The organism is Marinomonas sp. CT5 (assembly GCF_018336975.1).
Lineage (GTDB): Bacteria > Pseudomonadota > Gammaproteobacteria > Pseudomonadales > Marinomonadaceae > Marinomonas.
Genome location: NZ_CP025572.1, coordinates 2,944,572 through 2,961,929, shown reverse-complemented (window position 1 = coordinate 2,961,929; position 17,358 = coordinate 2,944,572). Strand labels below are relative to the sequence as shown.

Genomic DNA, 17,358 nt, shown 5'->3' with positions numbered 1-17,358 from the left:
CTTCATAAACAAAATGGAGTGTGGCAGAGGGATACTTAGCTTGAAATTGGCGGGCAAACTTTTTGATAGCCACCTTAGAGCTTGATATACGCCCGAAATGAATAGGTGTCGCTCCGCGCTGATCCTCGATATAGGCAATTTCAATAAACTCTTTATGAGTGTCCAACCCAATAAAAACTATGCTATGTTCAATCATGCTAGCCTCCATGATTTAGTTGTTGACACACTAATTATGGCTCTGGTTTTACACTAACCCACGGAATTGGAGGCTAGCATCGTGGGGAGTCATTATGTCTATGTGACAGGTATGAAATTCGAACACAAGAAAGTAGAACCAAACAACATTGACTTTCAATCGCTCGTAGCAAAATTGAACTCATCACTTAGCCAGATCACTAATGATTCTGGCGAAAGCTCGTTTTCACCTGATGCTTTTGATTCGTCGAAAGATGGATGTATTGTGGTGTATCTAAACAAAGTTGCAGTAGCGTGTGGGGTCTTTAGGTACCACCAAAGTGAAGTTTGTGAACTCAAGCGAATGTACTCAAATACACCAGGTGCAGGAACTTATTTACTTGAACAACTCGAAAGTTATGCGATTGAAAAAGGCTATAAAAATTCCGTCCTGTCTACACGAAGAGTTAATTTAAAGGCAGTGAATTTTTATCTGCGTAACGCTTATTCAGAGTCGGGCGCATATGGTAAGTATGTTGGTGTAAGACGCTCAATTTGCCTATCTAAGGCGCTTGTTACATAACACACAATTTAAGAGTGATTCACCACGCTCGGTGCTTTCACTCCAAGCTAGTTTAGTTTTTATGACATAATGTTTTAGACAAGATGTAAGTGTTGTGCTCACCTTAATTTGGCGTTGCCTAGCCCACAAAATCAAGCAATTAGAAGGAATTAGTGTTTATGATTACTTGTTATGTCAGGTATGTAATAGATCCCAAGAAGGTTAGGGAGTTCGAAGAATACGCGAAAATGTGGATCCCTCTCGTTGAGAAATTTGGTGGTCAACACAATGGCTATTTTCTGCCATCTGAAGGCGCAAATAATATCGCTTTGGCTCTTTTTACATTTGAAAGTTTGTCTGCTTACGAGGATTATCGCATTAAGTCTCAGAATGACGCTGAGTGTATTAAAGCTTTCGAATTTGCCGATAAAGTAGACTGTATTATCAGTTATGAGCGTAGTTTTTTTAGGCCTGTACTTGGTTAAAAAATTACGGATAACAAGCGCTTTAAGATTGACTCGCAAAGTTTGGCCGTTTTGGTTGGATTTGGCTTTTGCGTTTACTCTGTTAAGAGGAAGCTCTTGGTAGTAGGTTGTCAGCCACTTTAGCTGGTGTTAATAATTTAACGAGATTTTATAATGAAATACAAAAGAGAAGGTAACGGAGATTATCTTGTTTTGGTTCATGGAGCATTGACTGATAGCTCTATGTGGAATGATCACTTGGCGTATTTAGCTGCTGATTTTGAAGTAGTGTCTATTACATTACGTTGTTTTGATGAAGGTGATGTAGAAGGTTTTGGTTTAAATACTCACGCTGACGATTTAGCCGAGCTGGTTCATCAACTTTCCAAGGATAAAGCAGTCAACATAGTTGGCTGGTCGTATGGTGCAGATGTGGTTTTGAATGCTTTAGTAAAGCACGACTTGTCTGTTGCTAAGGTTTTTCTCTATGAGCTTGGTTATCCCGGATGTTTACAAGAACCAGAATTGGGAGCATGGCAGCGGGATGCTAACAAGATGTTTGGTCCTGTGTTTGAATATTTCTCTCAAGGCAATCTTGTGCAAGCGGTGGAGTCTTTGATTGATGGCTCAGGAAATGAGCAAGGCTATTTTCATAGTCAAAGTGAAGCGGTGAAGGCTCTTCAGCTTGCTAAAAAATATACTTTGTCTTATCAGCTCAATCAAAAAGAGCAACCTTTGATAAATGCTGAAACTGTGTCAAAAATCAATGTTCCTGTTGTTTTTGGTTATGGTGAGAACACTCGTGACCTTTTTAAGTTGGTAACCGTTAGAACGTCAGAGTTATTAGGTAATAGCCAATTAAAAGAATTACGTGGTGAAAGTCACATGATGCCGCAAGAGAAGCCAAAAGAGTTCTCACAATATATTAAGAACTTATTTTCACCAGAGTGTTAATTTGTCAGGTAAGTTCGACTTACAAAGATCACCATTATTGATTTGAAATGCTCATTTTATAATGACTAAAAAGCTGAATAATTAAATTGGTTTCAGGTGAAAAATAGAGCAGTTTTCATTTGAAACCAATCCGCCTGAGATTATCACCAAGAGTGTTGATGATAAGAAAAGGCTTTCTCGACTTTACTTCATGTATACCTACTTACAAGTCAACGCTATGGTGACAACCAATTAGTTATCTGAAGCTTTGGTGGAACTAAAATAGTCTGCTAAGGCTGATGATTTTTATGTAACACTGTCAAACTCGTATTGCTATCGTATTTACTACCCGCTCCACTCAGCGAAGAAACTGACGACACGGGAAACCAGAATGGCTAAGTTTTTAGTCATGCTGGAGTACGGGGGAAAATCGAGATAAATTTCTCTTCTAACGACTAAACAAAAGGAAAAAGATATGAGTGATTTATATACACAGGTTATTACCGTGTTTATGAGCTTTTTTGCGATTATGAATCCTATTGCAAATACAGCGGCATTTTCCGGTTTAGTTGGTGATAGAAGTAAATCAGAGCAAAGAAAAGTAGCGAGTAAGGCGATTCTTATTACCTTTTTTATCATTCTAGCTTTCTCTGTTCTTGGAAAAGCGATTTTTCATTTATTCGGTATTACCATTGATGCGCTGAGGATAACGGGGGGGATTTTAGTCTTTGTGGTGGGATACCATATGTTGAATGGCCATGGTTCAAAGTTGCATTCGGCCGAGGGTGACGATGAAGATGATTTAGCAGTATCTCCTTTAGCCGTTCCACTTCTTGCCGGTCCAGGAACCATAGCAACAGCAATGAACTACTCGGCAGCTGGTGGTTTCATGGGAATTTTAACGACTGTGTCTGTATTTGCCGTTTTATGCCTCATCACCTTTATCTGCTTTATTTACAGTTCAACTATTTTATCTTTAATAGGTAAAAGTGGGCTTAGTATAGTGACTCGATTGATGGGATTAATTCTTGCTGTTATCGGGGTGCAAATGCTGATTGTTGGGCTAATGGCACTCGTCAATAAAGTAAGTTAAAGATATGGCATACATAAAAGTGATTTTTCCAGAGCACTGTGTCTTCTCGTCTAATTATAATCAGCCTCTATAATTTAAATAATTACAGCCTAATGTGTCTGCCATTAGATTAATCGGGGGATTCGATAGTGATGAATATTTAAGGAATGGCTTATTGGAAAGGATATAAAGCGGTAAAGTAAATTTTGTGATCAAGACCAATGCTTCGCAGAGTATTTTGTATCGATTTAATTGCGGTTTACGCAATTAAATCGATACTGTCAGTACTTAACTTTAGCGATATATTAAAATGAGTAATTTAATCCGCCGTAAAAAATATCTGAACCATTTGTGTTGTGCGTGATTTGAGCAATGGTTGTAACGTTGTTGAAAACTTTGTACGTCACGCCTAGCTTAAATGCTTCAGCATAGCTGATGTCATCGTTTTTCATAACTTTTCCGGTGTCAGTGTCTGTCGTTGTTGCTACGTCACTGGTTTGAGTACCGGATGCATAACCCGTTGTGAATGTAAATTTGTCCAGATTGTATGATGCCGCTACTTCATAGCCATTACGAGTCGTTGTGTTCTTATTGTCATCTTCAATAGTGCTAGTGTATACGGCAGCAAGGTATAAGTTGCCAAGTGTATAATCAAAAGCTAGACCATAATTAGATTTCGTTGCGTCTTCAGTAAAGGTCTGATTAGCGTAACCAGCGCGAAGGTTTAAAGCATCGCTAAGAGCGTAAGCAGCAGCGGCACTATAAGCATTTTTTTGAGTGTTGAAATTTGCCGTATTTAGTCCACCATCAAATACATCTATAACAGAACCACTTTCTGAGTTACTGCCCTTTTTTGTTTCGAATTGATAAGATGCCTGAACAGAAAGTTTGCCAAATGAGTTTGAGTAAAGAGCTAAGTTAGACGCACGAGTAGGAGTGCCGTACGTGTTAGCCGACGCTTCAAGACCGCTATATTGAAAAATATCAGTAGCGCTAGTGACTAGAGTGTAAAAAGGCGTGTCTGTTTGGCCAAATGTAAATTTTCCAATACCATCAAAGCCTAGTCCTACGAATTGATAGCGAGCTGATATGTTGTCGCTGCTGGCAGATGATGAAAGAACATCAAGTCTTTCAGATTTAATCTGTGGTTTATCAGGGTTTGCAACTTTTACCGTTTTAGTATTATTCGATGCTGACTTATCAGAAGAAGAAAGCATTTCCCAACTTGTCATAAAAAAGGCGTTAGTGCCGTTTCCGTCTTTCATTTCTCCTTTAACGCCTAAACGAGTGCTAAAACTGGAAGAGCTACTTTTTTCAGAGTCGTCTTGCGCTGTAAATTTTGCACGACCAAAAATATCCAAGCTGGAGTTATCTGTCTTAATAATACTACTGGCGTTCGCTGTTGCTGCTAGAAGTAAAGAGGGAACCAAGGTGAGTAGTACTTTTTTCATGAAATGCATTCCTTCATTGCTTATTGAATCCGGTGTATTATTGAGGGGTAAAGTGTATTAACTAACTAAAATTAACTGGCTATTGTGTTCATGTCTTTCATGAAATAATGTTCACAAACATCAACAACTTTATATAAGTTTATAACATTTCTTTACATAATTTTGCAAAGTTACCATACATCTAATCTTTATACGATAAGTTTCTGAAAAGTTTAAAAGTATTATTTTTCATGTATGTCGGTTTGGGATAGCGTATCTCTCACCTTAGCTAGACGTTCTAATTTTTGTTGAAGTAGACTCCATTTTATGACCCTATCTTTTGAAACCCAGAGACTGAAAGTAGATGAAGTTTCTAAAGAGTTAGCTTTGAATGAGAGATCGGCTCTAGTTGAAAAGATACCGTACATTCTTACGCCATCAGTCGTTGAAAATCTGCCTCCATATTTTCATGGTATTACGTCTAGTGAATTGTCAATAACTTGGCTTGACCGAATGCGGCTTGAGAGTCGGCTTCTTCTGGTAAAATCCCAAGACAACGAGTTAATTGGTTTCCTGTTCGTCTATGTAGAAAGCGAAAGCGAAGCGCATATCGGTTACTTGCTCAGTGAGAAGCATTGGGGACAAGGGCTGGCCAGCGAATTATTGCAATGTTTTATCCAAGAAGTCGCTAGAGTTGAGCCTTGGTCAAAGCTTATTGGTGGCGTTGAAATATCAAATGTTGCCTCAGCTAATCTACTTAAAAAATTAGGTTTTGTAGAGCAAGCGGGAAATGAAACTAGTGTGATTTTCTACGAATATAGGATTTCTCGCCCATAACGATAAACAACAAATTAATCACCTGGTAACAAACCACCCACCTTTGTGAGGTCTTGATATTAAGAGACCAACTCCCAAGCCACCAACGGCAAACCTAATGTAATAACCCGTTAATACCTTTTCCCTTTCTCTAACTGTTACAACATAGGACGTTTAACCAAAACAGGAGATGGTGTCATGTCGAATAAAAAAATCTTAATGATTACTGGTGATTTCACGGAAGATTACGAAACAATGGTGCCATTTCAGGCGCTGATGAGCGTTGGCCATACTGTGCATGCGGTGTGTCCTGATAAGAAGTCTGGCGATACGGTAGCGACGGCGATTCATGATTTTGAAGGTGATCAAACTTATACGGAAAAACCAGGCCACCGCTTTGCCTTGAATGCGACCTTTGCGGATATCAAGGTGGAAGATTACGATGCCTTGGTGATCCCAGGAGGTCGAGCACCTGAATATCTGCGTTTAAATAAAACGGTGATGGCGATGGTGAAGCACTTTTTCGATGCCAATAAACCTGTTGCTGCAGTGTGTCATGGTGCGCAGTTGTTGGCGGCGGCTGGTGTTTTGGAAGGTCGGAAGTGTTCTGCTTATCCTGCTTGTCAGCCTGAGGTGGAGCTTGCGAAGGGGGAGTTTATGGATATTCCCGTGGATCAAGCCGTCACGGATGGCAATTTGGTAACCGCACCAGCCTGGCCAGCGCATCCGGCATGGCTTGCTCAGTTTTATGCTTTGTTAGCTGAATAGATAGCATTTATTGAGTGAACTCGGGTGAGTTTAGTTAGTGTAAAAGTGCGAACTCACCCGACTATTTTTCCTTTTCATCAGCTAAACTGATTGCATTGCGTTATTTCATTCTAATAATAAAAACGTCATTCAGTAGGAAAAAAAACAATGTGTAAGCTCTTTGTGAATTCAGATCCTAGTCTATGGGAAAATGTCACTCGGTCTTTGCGTATTGATGGTATGGTCACCAGTATTCGCTTAGAAAGTTTCTTTTGGTTTACGTTGGAAGAGATTGCACAGCGAGATAAGTTGTCTTTGTCGCAAATGATCGCCAAACTCAATCATGAAGCTTTAGATGCTGGCCATAACTTGGATAATTTCACCTCTTTTTTACGGGTTTGTGCAATGCGTTATCTGCATTTGCAAACTATTGGTATGTTGCCTCACTCCCATGACGTGAGCATAGCGTCTCTCAATACGGATCGTATTCTTGAACAGGAAAAATATTATCTAGAGACGCATCAATGATTCTTTGTCAGTAACCCTTTATTGGTTGCTATTTTTGTCCCAGCATTTTCAATAGTGTTCCGTCTTTCAGTACATATTGATGAAATAGGGCCGCTGCGGCGTGCAGTAAAACCAAAGTCATCATGATATTCATGGCAATTTCATGGACATCGCCCATAAAGTGAATGCCTAAATACCAAGCGATGGCGCCAAATACTGGCACTAAAAACATCAGTAAATATAAGATTTCGTGAATGATGTGTGAGATTTTATCGAGCAAGTTCTGTGAGTCTCTTTTGCTTTTTCTAGAGGCCAATCGAACAATAATGCGTATGACTACCAAGGCAATAATGGCTAGTCCAACGTAAACGTGCAGGGAGGATACGAGGCCGTAACCTGTGTTGCTGTCGTCTAGGTGTTGATGAAATGCGCGCCCCATTCCTTCACTGACGAAGTAGTTGAAAATAATCAGAGCGGCTATGGCCCAGTGCAGTAATATCTGCGCCGTGTTGTAAGTTCTTTCTTGGTTTTGCATGCTAATCTCCGTTTTGAATTGATTGGCGAAGTGTTTTCGCTGTTATTAATCAACTGTAGCGAAACAAAATTAAGGTTTTCTTAACCTGTTATTTTATTCAGACTATATTTTTTAGATTTCTGCCACTCTCCCTAAAATGCGGAAAGCATTTCCTATATAATGTGCGCCACCTCGTTATTGACGATTCATTCAGTTAGGGTTCTTTCTATAATAGGAAAGACTTTCTTTTAGGTAAAACGGCACTTTATGTTTAACACTTCCTCTACTCGTTTAAATAAATACATCAGCGAAAGCGGTATTTGCTCTCGAAGAGACGCGGACCGCTTTATTGAACAAGGCAATGTGTTCATTAATGGCAAGCGCGCTTCGGTGGGGGATCAGGTCGTTGCGGGTGATACTGTACGAGTGAATGGTCAGATCATTGAGCCGCAAGACGCGGATGATTTTGTTTTTATTGTGTTAAACAAACCGGTGGGGATTGTCAGTACCACGGAAAGCTCTGAAAGAAACAATATTGTTGATTTTGTTGGTCATGGCGTGCGTATTTTTCCTATTGGTCGTTTGGATAAAGATTCCCAAGGCTTGATCTTTTTGACCAATAATGGCGATTTGGTAAATAAGATTCTAAGAGCGGGAAATAATCACGAGAAAGAATATTTGGTGACGGTCAATAAACCGATCACAGATGACTTTATTGCTGGGTTAGCGGGTGGTGTGCCTATTTTGGGGACCATGACGAAGAAGTGCCCGGTGAAAAAAGTAGCGCCCAATGTGTTTAATATTACTCTAGTACAGGGGCTGAACCGTCAAATTCGTCGTATGTGTGAGTACTTCGGCTACGAGGTTATGAAGCTTGAGCGCACGCGTATTATGAATGTGAGTTTGAAGGGTGTTCCCGTTGGGGAATGGCGAGACTTGACTCAAAAAGAACTGTCGGTGTTGCTGAAGTCGATTGAGGATTCTTCTTCCGAAGCCAGTGCACCAGCGAAAAAGTCACGAAATGGGCCGCGCAAAAACACACGTTCTGATGGGCCTGCAAAATCGAGAGCGTCCTCAAAACCTAAGCCCATAGGTGCAAGTAAGGGTAATACTAAGCATCCGCGAGAAGACGCTAGAAAACCGGCTGGGTCGAAAGGTAAAGATCGACGACCTTTTGGCGAGGGTAAAAATCCTGCTGGAAATAATGGCGGTAAGCGACCGTCTGGAAAGCCAGGTGGCTCGCCAAAAAGTCATGGTAAGTCTAACCCTAACGGCAAACGTCCTGCCAAAGGGAAAGGTCCTCAGAAGTCATCGCGACCATAAAGCAAAAAGCCCTAATGGTTATTAGGACTTAGATTCACTGAATGTAATGCCACTATAACCTTATGGTGGCATTACAGGTTTGGCTAGTTTCCTAAAATATTATTGGTGGTCGACTTCTTCGACACTTTCGCTGCTTTCTTTTCTTTTGCTGTTAACAGCGGCTTTTTCTTTGAATCTTTCTTACTGTTTTGACCTTTACTCATGATAGTCACCATTCGTGATCAGGGTAAAACCTTGATTGGTTTTGACCTATTTTAGGGCTTTTGCTACTTAGCATTTTGAACGCGTTGAAATCTGTTTCGTAGCCATCTGAGTATGTGCTTATTGCTGAGCAAGTAAAGGTTTGATTGTTAATTGTAAGTTTTAAAGCGATGAGTGGTATTTTGCTTATAATGAGCCGCTATGTGGCAAAGAGGTTGATGAAGACCATTTTGCAGTGGCTTTTACTTTAGAGTGTGTTGTTGAGAAGGGTATATGCATCCTATTGCGTTGAGTGTTTCCCTGTTAGTGTGTAGTAATATTTTTATGACCTTTGCTTGGTATGCTCATTTGAAAGAGCTGAATAACAAGCCATGGGTTATCGCGGCGTTGATAAGTTGGGGGATTGCGCTTTTTGAGTATTTGCTGCAAGTCCCTGCGAATCGTATTGGTTATACCGCACTGAATGTTGGGCAATTAAAAATTATGCAGGAAGTGATTACTTTGATGATCTTCGTGCCGTTTTCAGTGTATTACTTAAAAGAGCCTTTAAAGTTGGATTATCTTTGGGCTGGGTTATGTCTTGTAGGCGCTGTGTATTTTGCTTTTCGTAGTAAGTTTAGCGTGTAACAGTTGGGTATTTAAGGATGGTTATGTACAGCGATGAAGATTTAAATTTGGCTGTGAAGCAGGGCGTTTTTTCTGCGGCTTCGGTAGAGGCGTTTCGTGAGCTTGTCGCTTCTTCAAAAGACACTTCAGCGGTGGATGAAGAAAACTTTCGTTTAGTCGGAGGCTTTAACGATATTTTTATTGTGATTGCCTGTGCGCTTTTGCTGTTTTCATCGCTTTGGGTGGTGTCGCCAATTAATGAGAGTTTAGGGTATTTGGTTTTTACGGCCTTGTCTTGGGGGTTGTCTGAAGTTTTTGTAAAACGCAGAAAAATGGCTTTGCCTGCTATTGTGTTGCTGCTGACTTTTGTTGGTGGCGCGTTTAATTTTGCTGGGTCGTTTGTGAGTGCTCAGTCTAGTTATGCGGTTATCTTTTCTACCGCCATTGCCACGCTTGCTACTTATCTCCACTGGCGTAGGTTTTATGTGCCGATTACCGTGGCTGTCGGTACAGGAACCGCGTTAGGTTTATTGGGTTCTACCGTGATGAGTCTTGTACCTGGGGTTGAGGATTTCCTATGGGTGACGGTATTTTTATGTGGCTGTGTGGCGTTTGCGCTAGCCATGTATTGGGATGCCGGTGATACGAGTCGCACGACACGTAAGTCGGATGTGGCGTTTTGGCTGCATTTATTGTCTGCCCCTTTGATTATCCATCCTATATTTTTCAACTTAGGAGTGTTAGAAGGCAATGAAAGCTTGAGCAATATGCTGTTGATTGTACTTCTGTATTTATTGATGACACTGGTGTCTATCTCAATTGATCGCCGCGCTTTCATGGTCTCATCGCTGATGTATGTAATTTATGCGTTAGTAAGTTTGTTTGAACATTATGGCGGCGTGGGTTATAGCTTTGCTGTGACCGGAATCGTAATGGGTGGCGCTTTATTATTGCTGTCTTTTTATTGGCATACAGTGCGGTCTAGTTTTGTGCAAAGGCTGCCTGAGCGTATTCAAGCTTACCTTCCCGTTATTAAAAAGGTATAGGTTATGATATCCCGCCTTATCGGTATGGCACTCATTTTGTGGTTGTCAGGTTGTAGTGCTCTGCAGGAAACGATGGATGTTGAAAAGCCGACGGTAACAGTAGAAGGTGTTTCGCTTAAAAGTGTCTCCACGGATTCCATGACTTTGTTGCTGGAGGTGAAATTAGATAATCCGAACACCTTCGAGCTTAAAACGGTTGGTGTCGATCTGGATCTATCGATAAATAAAAATACAGTCGCGAAGATAAGTAAGTCCGATATCAGTGTGACGATACCAGCAAAAGACAGTAATAGTATACGTCTGCCAGTGACACTCATGTTTGATCAAATCCTTAAAAGTGTAGAGGGGTTGCCGGATAAAAATGGGCTGGATTATGTTGTGAAAGGTGATGTGACGATCAATGTCCCTGTACTCGGAGACTGGGCTGTGTCGGTTGATTATTCAGGTGTTCTTTCCGTGCCTAAACCGTTAGAAATGTTTTTTTAATCGTGAATTTTACGTACTCTGGCTATTGGCTTTAAACAAATATTCATTTATTTCAGGTAATCATAACTGGAATAGGCAATAACGAAGGGGATAGGCTTTTACTATTTGCTAGTCATATCTTTCATTGCTTGATTATTATCAGTATCTTCATGTTAGATAGATGAGTTTATGGGCTTTTATTGGGATCATTCGAGTCGTGGTTTTTTATTATGGGTCATACGGAATTCTATGAAAATATAACGACTTGTGAAGAGTGTGATTTTGTTAACGAGATTCCTCCATTACAAGGCGGTGAGCGTTTTCGGTGCCAGCATTGTGGTCATGTTTTGTTAAGTGTGCACAAATTCGTTTCAATTCGAATTATGAGTGCGGGTCTGTCGACTTTATTAATGCTTGCGTTAGCCGTTAGCTTTTCCTTTTTGGGCTTTTCTTCCAATGGTATTGAACGTACTGTTAGTTTGTTTGATACGCTCAGTGTTTTACTCGGTCAAGGCTATCTCCTATTAGGAGCTTTGATTAGCTTGGCTCTGTTTGTGTTGCCTGCTGTTTATCTTTTTTCTCTTTTATTTTTGGTCTGGTCTTTTCAACATCAAGATATGCTAGGTTTTGCTCAGCGCTATTGTCTTCGCTGGATTACAGTGATACAGCCTTGGTTGATGGTGGATGTTTTTTTAGTCGGCGTTTTGGTTGCTTTGGTTAAAATGAGTAGCTTAGCCGATATTTCTTTAGAGCTGTCGTTTTGGGCATTTTGTGGCTATGTGCTTTTACTCTTGAAGACAGTTTCTTTGGTTGATAAACGTTGGTTGTGGAATCAGGTTGCTGGTCAGAGGCAAGTCTTTCCTAAAATGGCGGCAACGGCTAAGCAACAGGGGTTAATTGGCTGTCAGTTTTGCGGTGCAACAGTGAATGGTCATGATAAGCATTGTGATCGCTGCGGTCATTCTGTTTATAGTCGGCGACCTAAAAGTATTAGTACAACCGTGGCGTTATTAATTGCGTCATTAGTCATGTATGTCCCTGCGAATATATTTCCGATTATGGAGACGACTTTCTTAGGTAATACAGAGCCTTCTACCATTATGGGTGGGGTGTTGCTGTTGTGGTCACTGGGGTCATATCCCGTTGCTGTTATTATTTTCGTTGCAAGTGTCATTATTCCTTTGGCAAAGGTGTTGGCGTTAGGTTGGTTATGTTGGCAAAGTTGCTATCCGAGTCGGCAGTTTACTGAACAAAAAATAAAGTTGTATCGTATTACTGAATTTGTAGGGCGCTGGTCGATGATTGATGTTTTTGTCGTGGCTATTTTGACAAGCTTGGTACAAATGGGGAATTTTATGTCTATTTTGCCAGGGCCTGCGGTTTTATCATTTACGTCGGTGATTGTGTTAACCATGTTGGCAGCAATGACATTTGATCCAAGGTTATTATGGGATAAAGATACGGTCGTTAGTGTGTCTGCTTTAAGGGAGAGAAAAGAGTGAGTGATCCGAACAATCAAATCGAAAGCATGCGAAAGGTTCGATTTAATTCCATATGGTTAGTACCTTTAATTGCGCTTACGGTTGCGGGTTGGATGCTCTATGAAAATTGGTCAAGCCAAGGCCCCATTATTACTTTAGTTGCTGCGAATGCTGATGGTTTAGAAATGGGCAAAACAAAGCTTAAGTCGCGTAATGTTGATGTAGGAAATGTCATTGATATTCATCTAAGCGATGATTACGAAAAAGCCATTGTTAAGGTGCGGATGAATCAAGGTACTCAAGATATGTTGCGTGATGATGCAAAATTTTGGGTGGTGAAGCCTCGTGTTGGTAAAGAAGGGGTAAGTGGCTTGGGAACGCTACTATCGGGGGCTTATATTGATATGAAACCGGGTATGAAAGGGAGATTGCAGACGGAATTTACACTGCTTGGTCAGCCTCCACTTTCTACTGAAAATGAGGGTGTTCGTATCGTATTATCAAGTACGGAAGGGTCTAAATTAGACGTTGGTGCTTTAGTACATTTTCGGGGGTATGAAGTCGGTTATGTTGAAAAGGTCGGCTTTGATTCAGAAAAAGGAGCGATCATTTATCGGGTCGTGATTCGGTCGCCTTATGATGCTTTAGTCAACAGTGCTTCCCAATTTTGGATGACTCCAGGTTTGTCATTTAAAAGCTCAGCCAGTGGCTTTGAAGTGCGTCTTGATTCTTTAGAAACCTTGTTTGCTGGTGGTATTTCGTTTGGTTTGCCTAAAGGTCGTTCTGCTGGAAAAGCGGTTCATGATATGGCTGAATTTCGTTTATTCTCATCGCAAGAAAGCGCCTTAAATAATGTTTATGACAAGTTCATTGATTATGTTTTTTTGTTTGACAGTAATGTCAGTGGTTTAAAGACTGGAGCAGCAGTAGAGTTTCGTGGTGTAAGAGTGGGGACTGTATTGGATGTGCCTTTTAATGGTATTTCTATGGAGTCTTTGACTTCTCTTGATACACCTTTGATTCCAGTGCGTGCGAGAATAGAACCACAACGCTTGTATTCTTTGGAAACTTCGGACTCTGTTTCCTTGCAAAACTGGAATGCTTTGATTGAGGATCGAATAAAAAAAGGCTTACGAGCGACCTTGGTTATTGGTAATTATCTGAATGCTGCTAAGGTCATCAGTCTCGATTTTATGCAGAACCCGACCCCGGTTAAGATGCAAGAATTTGATGGCTATAAAATTTTCCCAACTGGTCCTGATGTGTTTGCCAACATTGAGTCTAAAGTGGGTACGATATTAGATAATTTATCTCAAGTTCAGCTTAATAAAACATTTGAACAGCTTGGTCAGACAATGAGCGAAGCAAACAAAACTTTGCATCAACTTCAAGAAATGAGTAAAAGCGTTAAGCTGTTGCTAGAAAAAACGGAAACACAGCAAATTCCCGTAGATCTTGCAGCGACTATAAAAGAGTTAAATTTGACGCTTGAAACTTATCAGGCCAACGGGCAAATTGGTCGTCCATTAAAAGAGAATATGGTGTCATTAGGTCGAGCCTTAAACGAGTTACAGCCTTTGCTTCGTCAATTGAGAGAAAAACCAAATACGTTGATATTTGATAGTAAGCCACGAGTTGATGTGCAACCGAAAGCGGCAAGATAGTTGTTAAGGAATTGAATGAAAATGAAAGGTTATTTGTTTGTTCTGTTTTTACTGGGTTCGATGTTGACGGGGTGTGCTTCACCTGTTGTTACCAGTAATGAATATTTATTGATGGATGCTGGGTTAAATAAGGCACAAGCTCAGTTGACTAAAAAAATGTCTATTCAGTTGATGCCGATTGTAGTGGCCAATTATTTGGCTGGTAATGAGATTGTATTAGTCACTAAGCAAGGTGAGGTTCATCGCTCACAAGGCAATTTATGGGCGGAATCACTTGCTCCACAATTGACTCGTTTAACACAGCAACGTTTAGAAAAGACTTTACCTAATATTACTTGGTTTGGTGGTCAGCGCTTACCATCCTACGCAATTGCCATCTTAAATATAGAAGTGGATGATTTTTATGCTGACTTGCAAGGTATGGTTCATATATCAGGTCGATGGCAAGTGATTTCGGCAATGGGAGAATTAACCGCTACGGATACCTTTCATGTAAAAAATAGGCTGCCAGCAGATGGTTATACGACTATGGTACAAACGCTTTCTGCAAGTTGGTTTGAGAAAGTCATTGATCCAATGGCGAAAGAAATCGCTCAGTCTTTTAACTAGTTCGAACGGTTTATCGGCAATAAAAAGGGGCAGGAGGATGTGATCCACTGTCCCTTTTTATTGCTTGCTTCATTTCTTTATGAATTGGCTTGGTTGAACTCTTCCATAACAGCTATGTGTTCTGGGCCAATGCCACAACAGCCTCCGATTAAAGTTGCTCCGTCTTTTACCCATTGTTCAACCCAGCTGAGATAAGCCGGTGGTGTTAGGTCTTCACGTATCTCATCTAAGCCATCGTTTGCGGTTGCATTTTTAGGTTGTGGTGGAAAGGCATTAGCATAAGCACCGATTTGGATTTGATTAGCATTCATAGAAGACAAGGTCTGCTTTGTTACTTGAATGGCTTCACCGATGATTTCTGGCTGACTACAGTTAAATAAAATGGCGTCTACACCAATATCTAGCATTGCCTTTACCGCATCGACAACAGTTTCCCCTGAACGTAGTAAAGGCTCTTTTGTTGTCTCAGAGTCTTCTAGAGTAAAGGCCACCCAGAATGGCTTATGGTCGGAATCAATTTTATCAACAAGGGCTTTTACTCGAGAGGTTTCATCGATCAAACTTTGTGTTTCAGATAACCAAAGATCCACATAAGGATTAAGTGACTCGATAAGTGGTGTTGCTAACTCTTCAACTTGATCGGCTTGATACAAGTCTGCACGATATGAACCAAACAAAGGCGCAAGTGAGCCAGCTACTTTTGTCCCCGTTCCACTTTCATCTGCGGCTTCACGAGCAACTTTACCGGATAGCATGGCCAATTCACGGCCTCGCTCTTTAAAGGTCTTTTCGCCAATGTGAAAGGGCACTAACGCATAACTGTTGGTAGTGATCACACGTGATCCACTGGCTATGTAAGATTGATGTACTTCCTTCACAATATTTGGTGCTTCCATCAATGCTAACGCTGACCATTCTGGTTGTTTGAAAGGTGCTCCGCGGCGCTCAAGTTCTCGGCCCATACCGCCATCAAGAATGGTAAATAATGTCATATAAAATCCTAGAGTGTTTTTGTATGGCGCGATTTTAGAGATATTTTTTAAGTATTCAATGACAAATTCCAGCAAGTGATTCTTTGCCTGATTTGACTGTCTTGTGTTTTATGGAGAATTAAAATTTAATGGGGATCGGTCTTCAAAAATAGGGAATGAAAATGTTACCAATTTGGAAAGGACGGGGCTGGATTGCCCCTATTATTTTCATTGCTTTCTTTGTCGATGTTCAGTTGGTTGTCGACTACTTTATGGGAGAGGGGTTCTACAGCGATAATCGTTGGGTCAAACTCATTTCCCTAACTGTGGTGGCATTGGGTGTGGGGGTGATAGGTTATTCTTTAAACCGTCGTGATCGCATTGTTCATGTGAACTCTGAAACGGGAAAAAAGAGTCTGTCTTCTGCTCATACTTTACTTTTTTTACCGATTGAAGTGTGGGCTATCATTGTCCCCTGCTTTTTTCTTGCCGTAGATTACTTTAATGCGGAGCAGGAAAGTAAGACACTTGCTTATCTGCAAAAGCCAAAAGTCAATGATGTCTATGGTGTGGATTTTTCAAAAATTTTTAAAAACGAAGATCCGGTTTATAAATACGGCACTATGGTCGTTGTCGCGGTAAATCTTAATGTTGTAGAGGTGCAAAGTAGCACCCATGCATATAATGGCAAAAGTGGCGTAAGAAAGGATCTTCATAACGGAAAGGCTCTAGAAGCATTTTATTATACGGATGTTATGACGCCTTTTAACGTTCGAGAGTTACTTAAATTTTATGAGAATGGTGCAATATTTTCAGTGCGTCGAGAAACGCCATAACTAAAAAACATTATTTTAGATAAATGCTTTTATAGCATTAAGAACATGCATTGGGTGTGTCATATGTAAACAATGACCATTGGCTTCGATAATTTCCAATTTCGCGTTTTGTAAGTTGCGTTGTACATATTTACCAATATCAACGGCCACCAAAGCATCATTTGAGCTTTGTAAGATCAAGCAGGGATGAGTAACACTAGGAAGCATATTTCGATAATCAGAAAAAAACGTCGCTTCCGCAAAGGGTTTTGAGTAAGTAACATCAGTAGAACAAAAGCTCGTTAGCAGCTCTTGTAGTAAGGTATCGGTTTCATTGTCACTACTTTGTTCTGTTTGGGGTAAGTTTTTCCCTATAACCATCGGCGCTAAGTAATTCCCCCAGCCAATATAATCTTTGTTCATTAACTGGATTAAGTTTTCAAGATCTGTTTTTTCAAAACCACCTTGGTACTCTTTCCCTAAATTGAGAAAACAAGGAGAAGGGCAGATTGCCACCATTTTAGAGAACAAATCAGGTCGAGCAACTGAAACAATCCAGCCAATGGTGCTGCTAATGGAATGACCGACAAAAATAATGTTTGTTAATTTTAAAGTGTCACAGATTTCAATAATGTCTAAGGCATAGCCTTCAAGTTGATGATAGCGATCTTGCTGATAAGCGGAAAAATCTGAACGGCCACTGCCAACATAATCGAACAAAACCACTTGGTATTTTTCACATAGGTAAGGAAGTATAAAGCGCCACATATTCTGATTGCAGCCAAAGCCATGTGCCAGCAAAAGCGTTTCTTCGCCATGACCAACTATATTGATATTATTGCGTTGTATTATTTCTTCAGCTACATACTTTCTAGGAGATGTCTTTAACATCAATGACCTACCTACTTTCAAGGTTTAGTGTACTTATAAAATCATTTTATAGGGTCTTTGAGGGGAA

At 40.5% G+C, this 17,358-nt stretch carries 19 protein-coding genes and 2 pseudogenes; 16 read left to right on the top strand and 5 right to left on the bottom strand.

Annotated features, from left to right (window positions below):
* Positions 1 to 196: pseudogene (locus tag C0J08_RS13980) on the bottom strand (IS110 family transposase); the annotation flags it as partial.
* A gap of 111 nt (positions 197 to 307) precedes the next feature.
* On the opposite strand from C0J08_RS13980, the gene C0J08_RS13975 reads away from it, so the two are divergent.
* From C0J08_RS13975 to C0J08_RS13955, 5 genes and pseudogenes are all read left to right on the top strand, one after another.
* Complete coding sequence (locus C0J08_RS13975; protein WP_212652551.1) at positions 308 to 757, top strand: GNAT family N-acetyltransferase; 450 nt, start codon at positions 308 to 310, stop codon at positions 755 to 757.
* Between the two features lie 158 nt (positions 758 to 915).
* Positions 916 to 1,221 (top strand): NIPSNAP family protein, encoded by a 306-nt coding sequence (locus C0J08_RS13970; RefSeq protein ID WP_212652550.1) that lies wholly within the window; start codon positions 916 to 918, stop codon positions 1,219 to 1,221.
* A 153-nt stretch (positions 1,222 to 1,374) separates the two neighbouring features.
* On the top strand, positions 1,375 to 2,154 hold the full coding sequence (locus C0J08_RS13965; protein ID WP_212652549.1) for an alpha/beta fold hydrolase: 780 nt from the start codon (positions 1,375 to 1,377) through the stop codon (positions 2,152 to 2,154).
* A gap of 283 nt (positions 2,155 to 2,437) precedes the next feature.
* Positions 2,438 to 2,572, top strand: a pseudogene (locus tag C0J08_RS22900) (YdeI/OmpD-associated family protein); the annotation flags it as partial.
* A 36-nt stretch (positions 2,573 to 2,608) separates the two neighbouring features.
* On the top strand, positions 2,609 to 3,226 hold the full coding sequence (locus C0J08_RS13955) for a MarC family protein (RefSeq protein ID WP_212652548.1): 618 nt from the start codon (positions 2,609 to 2,611) through the stop codon (positions 3,224 to 3,226).
* Between the two features lie 284 nt (positions 3,227 to 3,510).
* On the opposite strand, the gene C0J08_RS13950 is transcribed toward C0J08_RS13955, so the two are convergent.
* Positions 3,511 to 4,656, bottom strand: a complete 1,146-nt coding sequence (locus tag C0J08_RS13950) for a porin (RefSeq protein WP_212652547.1) — start codon at positions 4,654 to 4,656, stop codon at positions 3,511 to 3,513.
* Positions 4,657 to 4,962: 306 nt separating this feature from the next.
* Here C0J08_RS13950 and C0J08_RS13945 point away from each other — a divergent pair, with 306 nt between their 5' ends.
* The 3 genes from C0J08_RS13945 (at position 4,963) to C0J08_RS13935 (ending at position 6,726) form a co-directional block, all read left to right on the top strand.
* Positions 4,963 to 5,472 (top strand): GNAT family N-acetyltransferase, encoded by a 510-nt coding sequence (locus tag C0J08_RS13945; RefSeq protein ID WP_212652546.1) that lies wholly within the window; start codon positions 4,963 to 4,965, stop codon positions 5,470 to 5,472.
* A 177-nt stretch (positions 5,473 to 5,649) separates the two neighbouring features.
* On the top strand, positions 5,650 to 6,219 hold the full coding sequence (locus C0J08_RS13940; protein WP_212652545.1) for a DJ-1/PfpI family protein: 570 nt from the start codon (positions 5,650 to 5,652) through the stop codon (positions 6,217 to 6,219).
* A gap of 147 nt (positions 6,220 to 6,366) precedes the next feature.
* The gene (locus C0J08_RS13935) at positions 6,367 to 6,726 is read left to right on the top strand and encodes a ribbon-helix-helix domain-containing protein (RefSeq protein ID WP_110573210.1); all 360 of its coding nucleotides are present in this window, start codon (positions 6,367 to 6,369) and stop codon (positions 6,724 to 6,726) included.
* Positions 6,727 to 6,754: 28 nt separating this feature from the next.
* Here C0J08_RS13935 and C0J08_RS13930 read toward each other — a convergent pair whose 3' ends face one another.
* Complete coding sequence (locus C0J08_RS13930) at positions 6,755 to 7,240, bottom strand: cytochrome b (protein ID WP_212652544.1); 486 nt, start codon at positions 7,238 to 7,240, stop codon at positions 6,755 to 6,757.
* A gap of 246 nt (positions 7,241 to 7,486) precedes the next feature.
* Here C0J08_RS13930 and rluF point away from each other — a divergent pair, with 246 nt between their 5' ends.
* From rluF to C0J08_RS13895, 7 genes are all read left to right on the top strand, one after another.
* Positions 7,487 to 8,542 (top strand): 23S rRNA pseudouridine(2604) synthase RluF, encoded by a 1,056-nt coding sequence (rluF, locus tag C0J08_RS13925; protein ID WP_212652543.1) that lies wholly within the window; start codon positions 7,487 to 7,489, stop codon positions 8,540 to 8,542.
* Positions 8,543 to 9,016: 474 nt separating this feature from the next.
* Positions 9,017 to 9,370: a DMT family protein gene (locus C0J08_RS13920; protein ID WP_212652542.1), complete on the top strand. Its 354-nt coding sequence runs from the start codon at positions 9,017 to 9,019 to the stop codon at positions 9,368 to 9,370.
* Positions 9,371 to 9,393: 23 nt separating this feature from the next.
* A complete protein-coding gene (locus C0J08_RS13915) occupies positions 9,394 to 10,395 on the top strand; it encodes a hypothetical protein (RefSeq protein ID WP_212652541.1) in 1,002 nt (333 codons plus the stop codon).
* A 3-nt stretch (positions 10,396 to 10,398) separates the two neighbouring features.
* Complete coding sequence (locus C0J08_RS13910; RefSeq protein WP_212652540.1) at positions 10,399 to 10,881, top strand: LEA/WHy family protein; 483 nt, start codon at positions 10,399 to 10,401, stop codon at positions 10,879 to 10,881.
* 209 nt (positions 10,882 to 11,090) lie between these two features.
* Positions 11,091 to 12,362, top strand: a complete 1,272-nt coding sequence (locus C0J08_RS13905) for a paraquat-inducible protein A (protein ID WP_212652539.1) — start codon at positions 11,091 to 11,093, stop codon at positions 12,360 to 12,362.
* Positions 12,359 to 14,005 (top strand): intermembrane transport protein PqiB, encoded by a 1,647-nt coding sequence (gene pqiB / locus C0J08_RS13900; RefSeq protein WP_212652538.1) that lies wholly within the window; start codon positions 12,359 to 12,361, stop codon positions 14,003 to 14,005. The genes C0J08_RS13905 and pqiB overlap by 4 nt, the downstream gene beginning before the upstream one ends.
* Positions 14,006 to 14,020: 15 nt before the next feature.
* Complete coding sequence (locus tag C0J08_RS13895; RefSeq protein ID WP_212652537.1) at positions 14,021 to 14,614, top strand: PqiC family protein; 594 nt, start codon at positions 14,021 to 14,023, stop codon at positions 14,612 to 14,614.
* 77 nt (positions 14,615 to 14,691) lie between these two features.
* On the opposite strand, the gene C0J08_RS13890 is transcribed toward C0J08_RS13895, so the two are convergent.
* Positions 14,692 to 15,606 (bottom strand): homocysteine S-methyltransferase family protein, encoded by a 915-nt coding sequence (locus C0J08_RS13890; RefSeq protein WP_212652536.1) that lies wholly within the window; start codon positions 15,604 to 15,606, stop codon positions 14,692 to 14,694.
* A gap of 161 nt (positions 15,607 to 15,767) precedes the next feature.
* Here C0J08_RS13890 and C0J08_RS13885 point away from each other — a divergent pair, with 161 nt between their 5' ends.
* Positions 15,768 to 16,421 (top strand): hypothetical protein, encoded by a 654-nt coding sequence (locus C0J08_RS13885; protein WP_212652535.1) that lies wholly within the window; start codon positions 15,768 to 15,770, stop codon positions 16,419 to 16,421.
* A 15-nt stretch (positions 16,422 to 16,436) separates the two neighbouring features.
* On the opposite strand, the gene C0J08_RS13880 is transcribed toward C0J08_RS13885, so the two are convergent.
* Positions 16,437 to 17,291, bottom strand: coding sequence for an alpha/beta fold hydrolase (locus tag C0J08_RS13880; RefSeq protein ID WP_212652534.1), 855 nt, complete (start codon positions 17,289 to 17,291; stop codon positions 16,437 to 16,439).
* Positions 17,292 to 17,358: the final 67 nt, after the last annotated feature.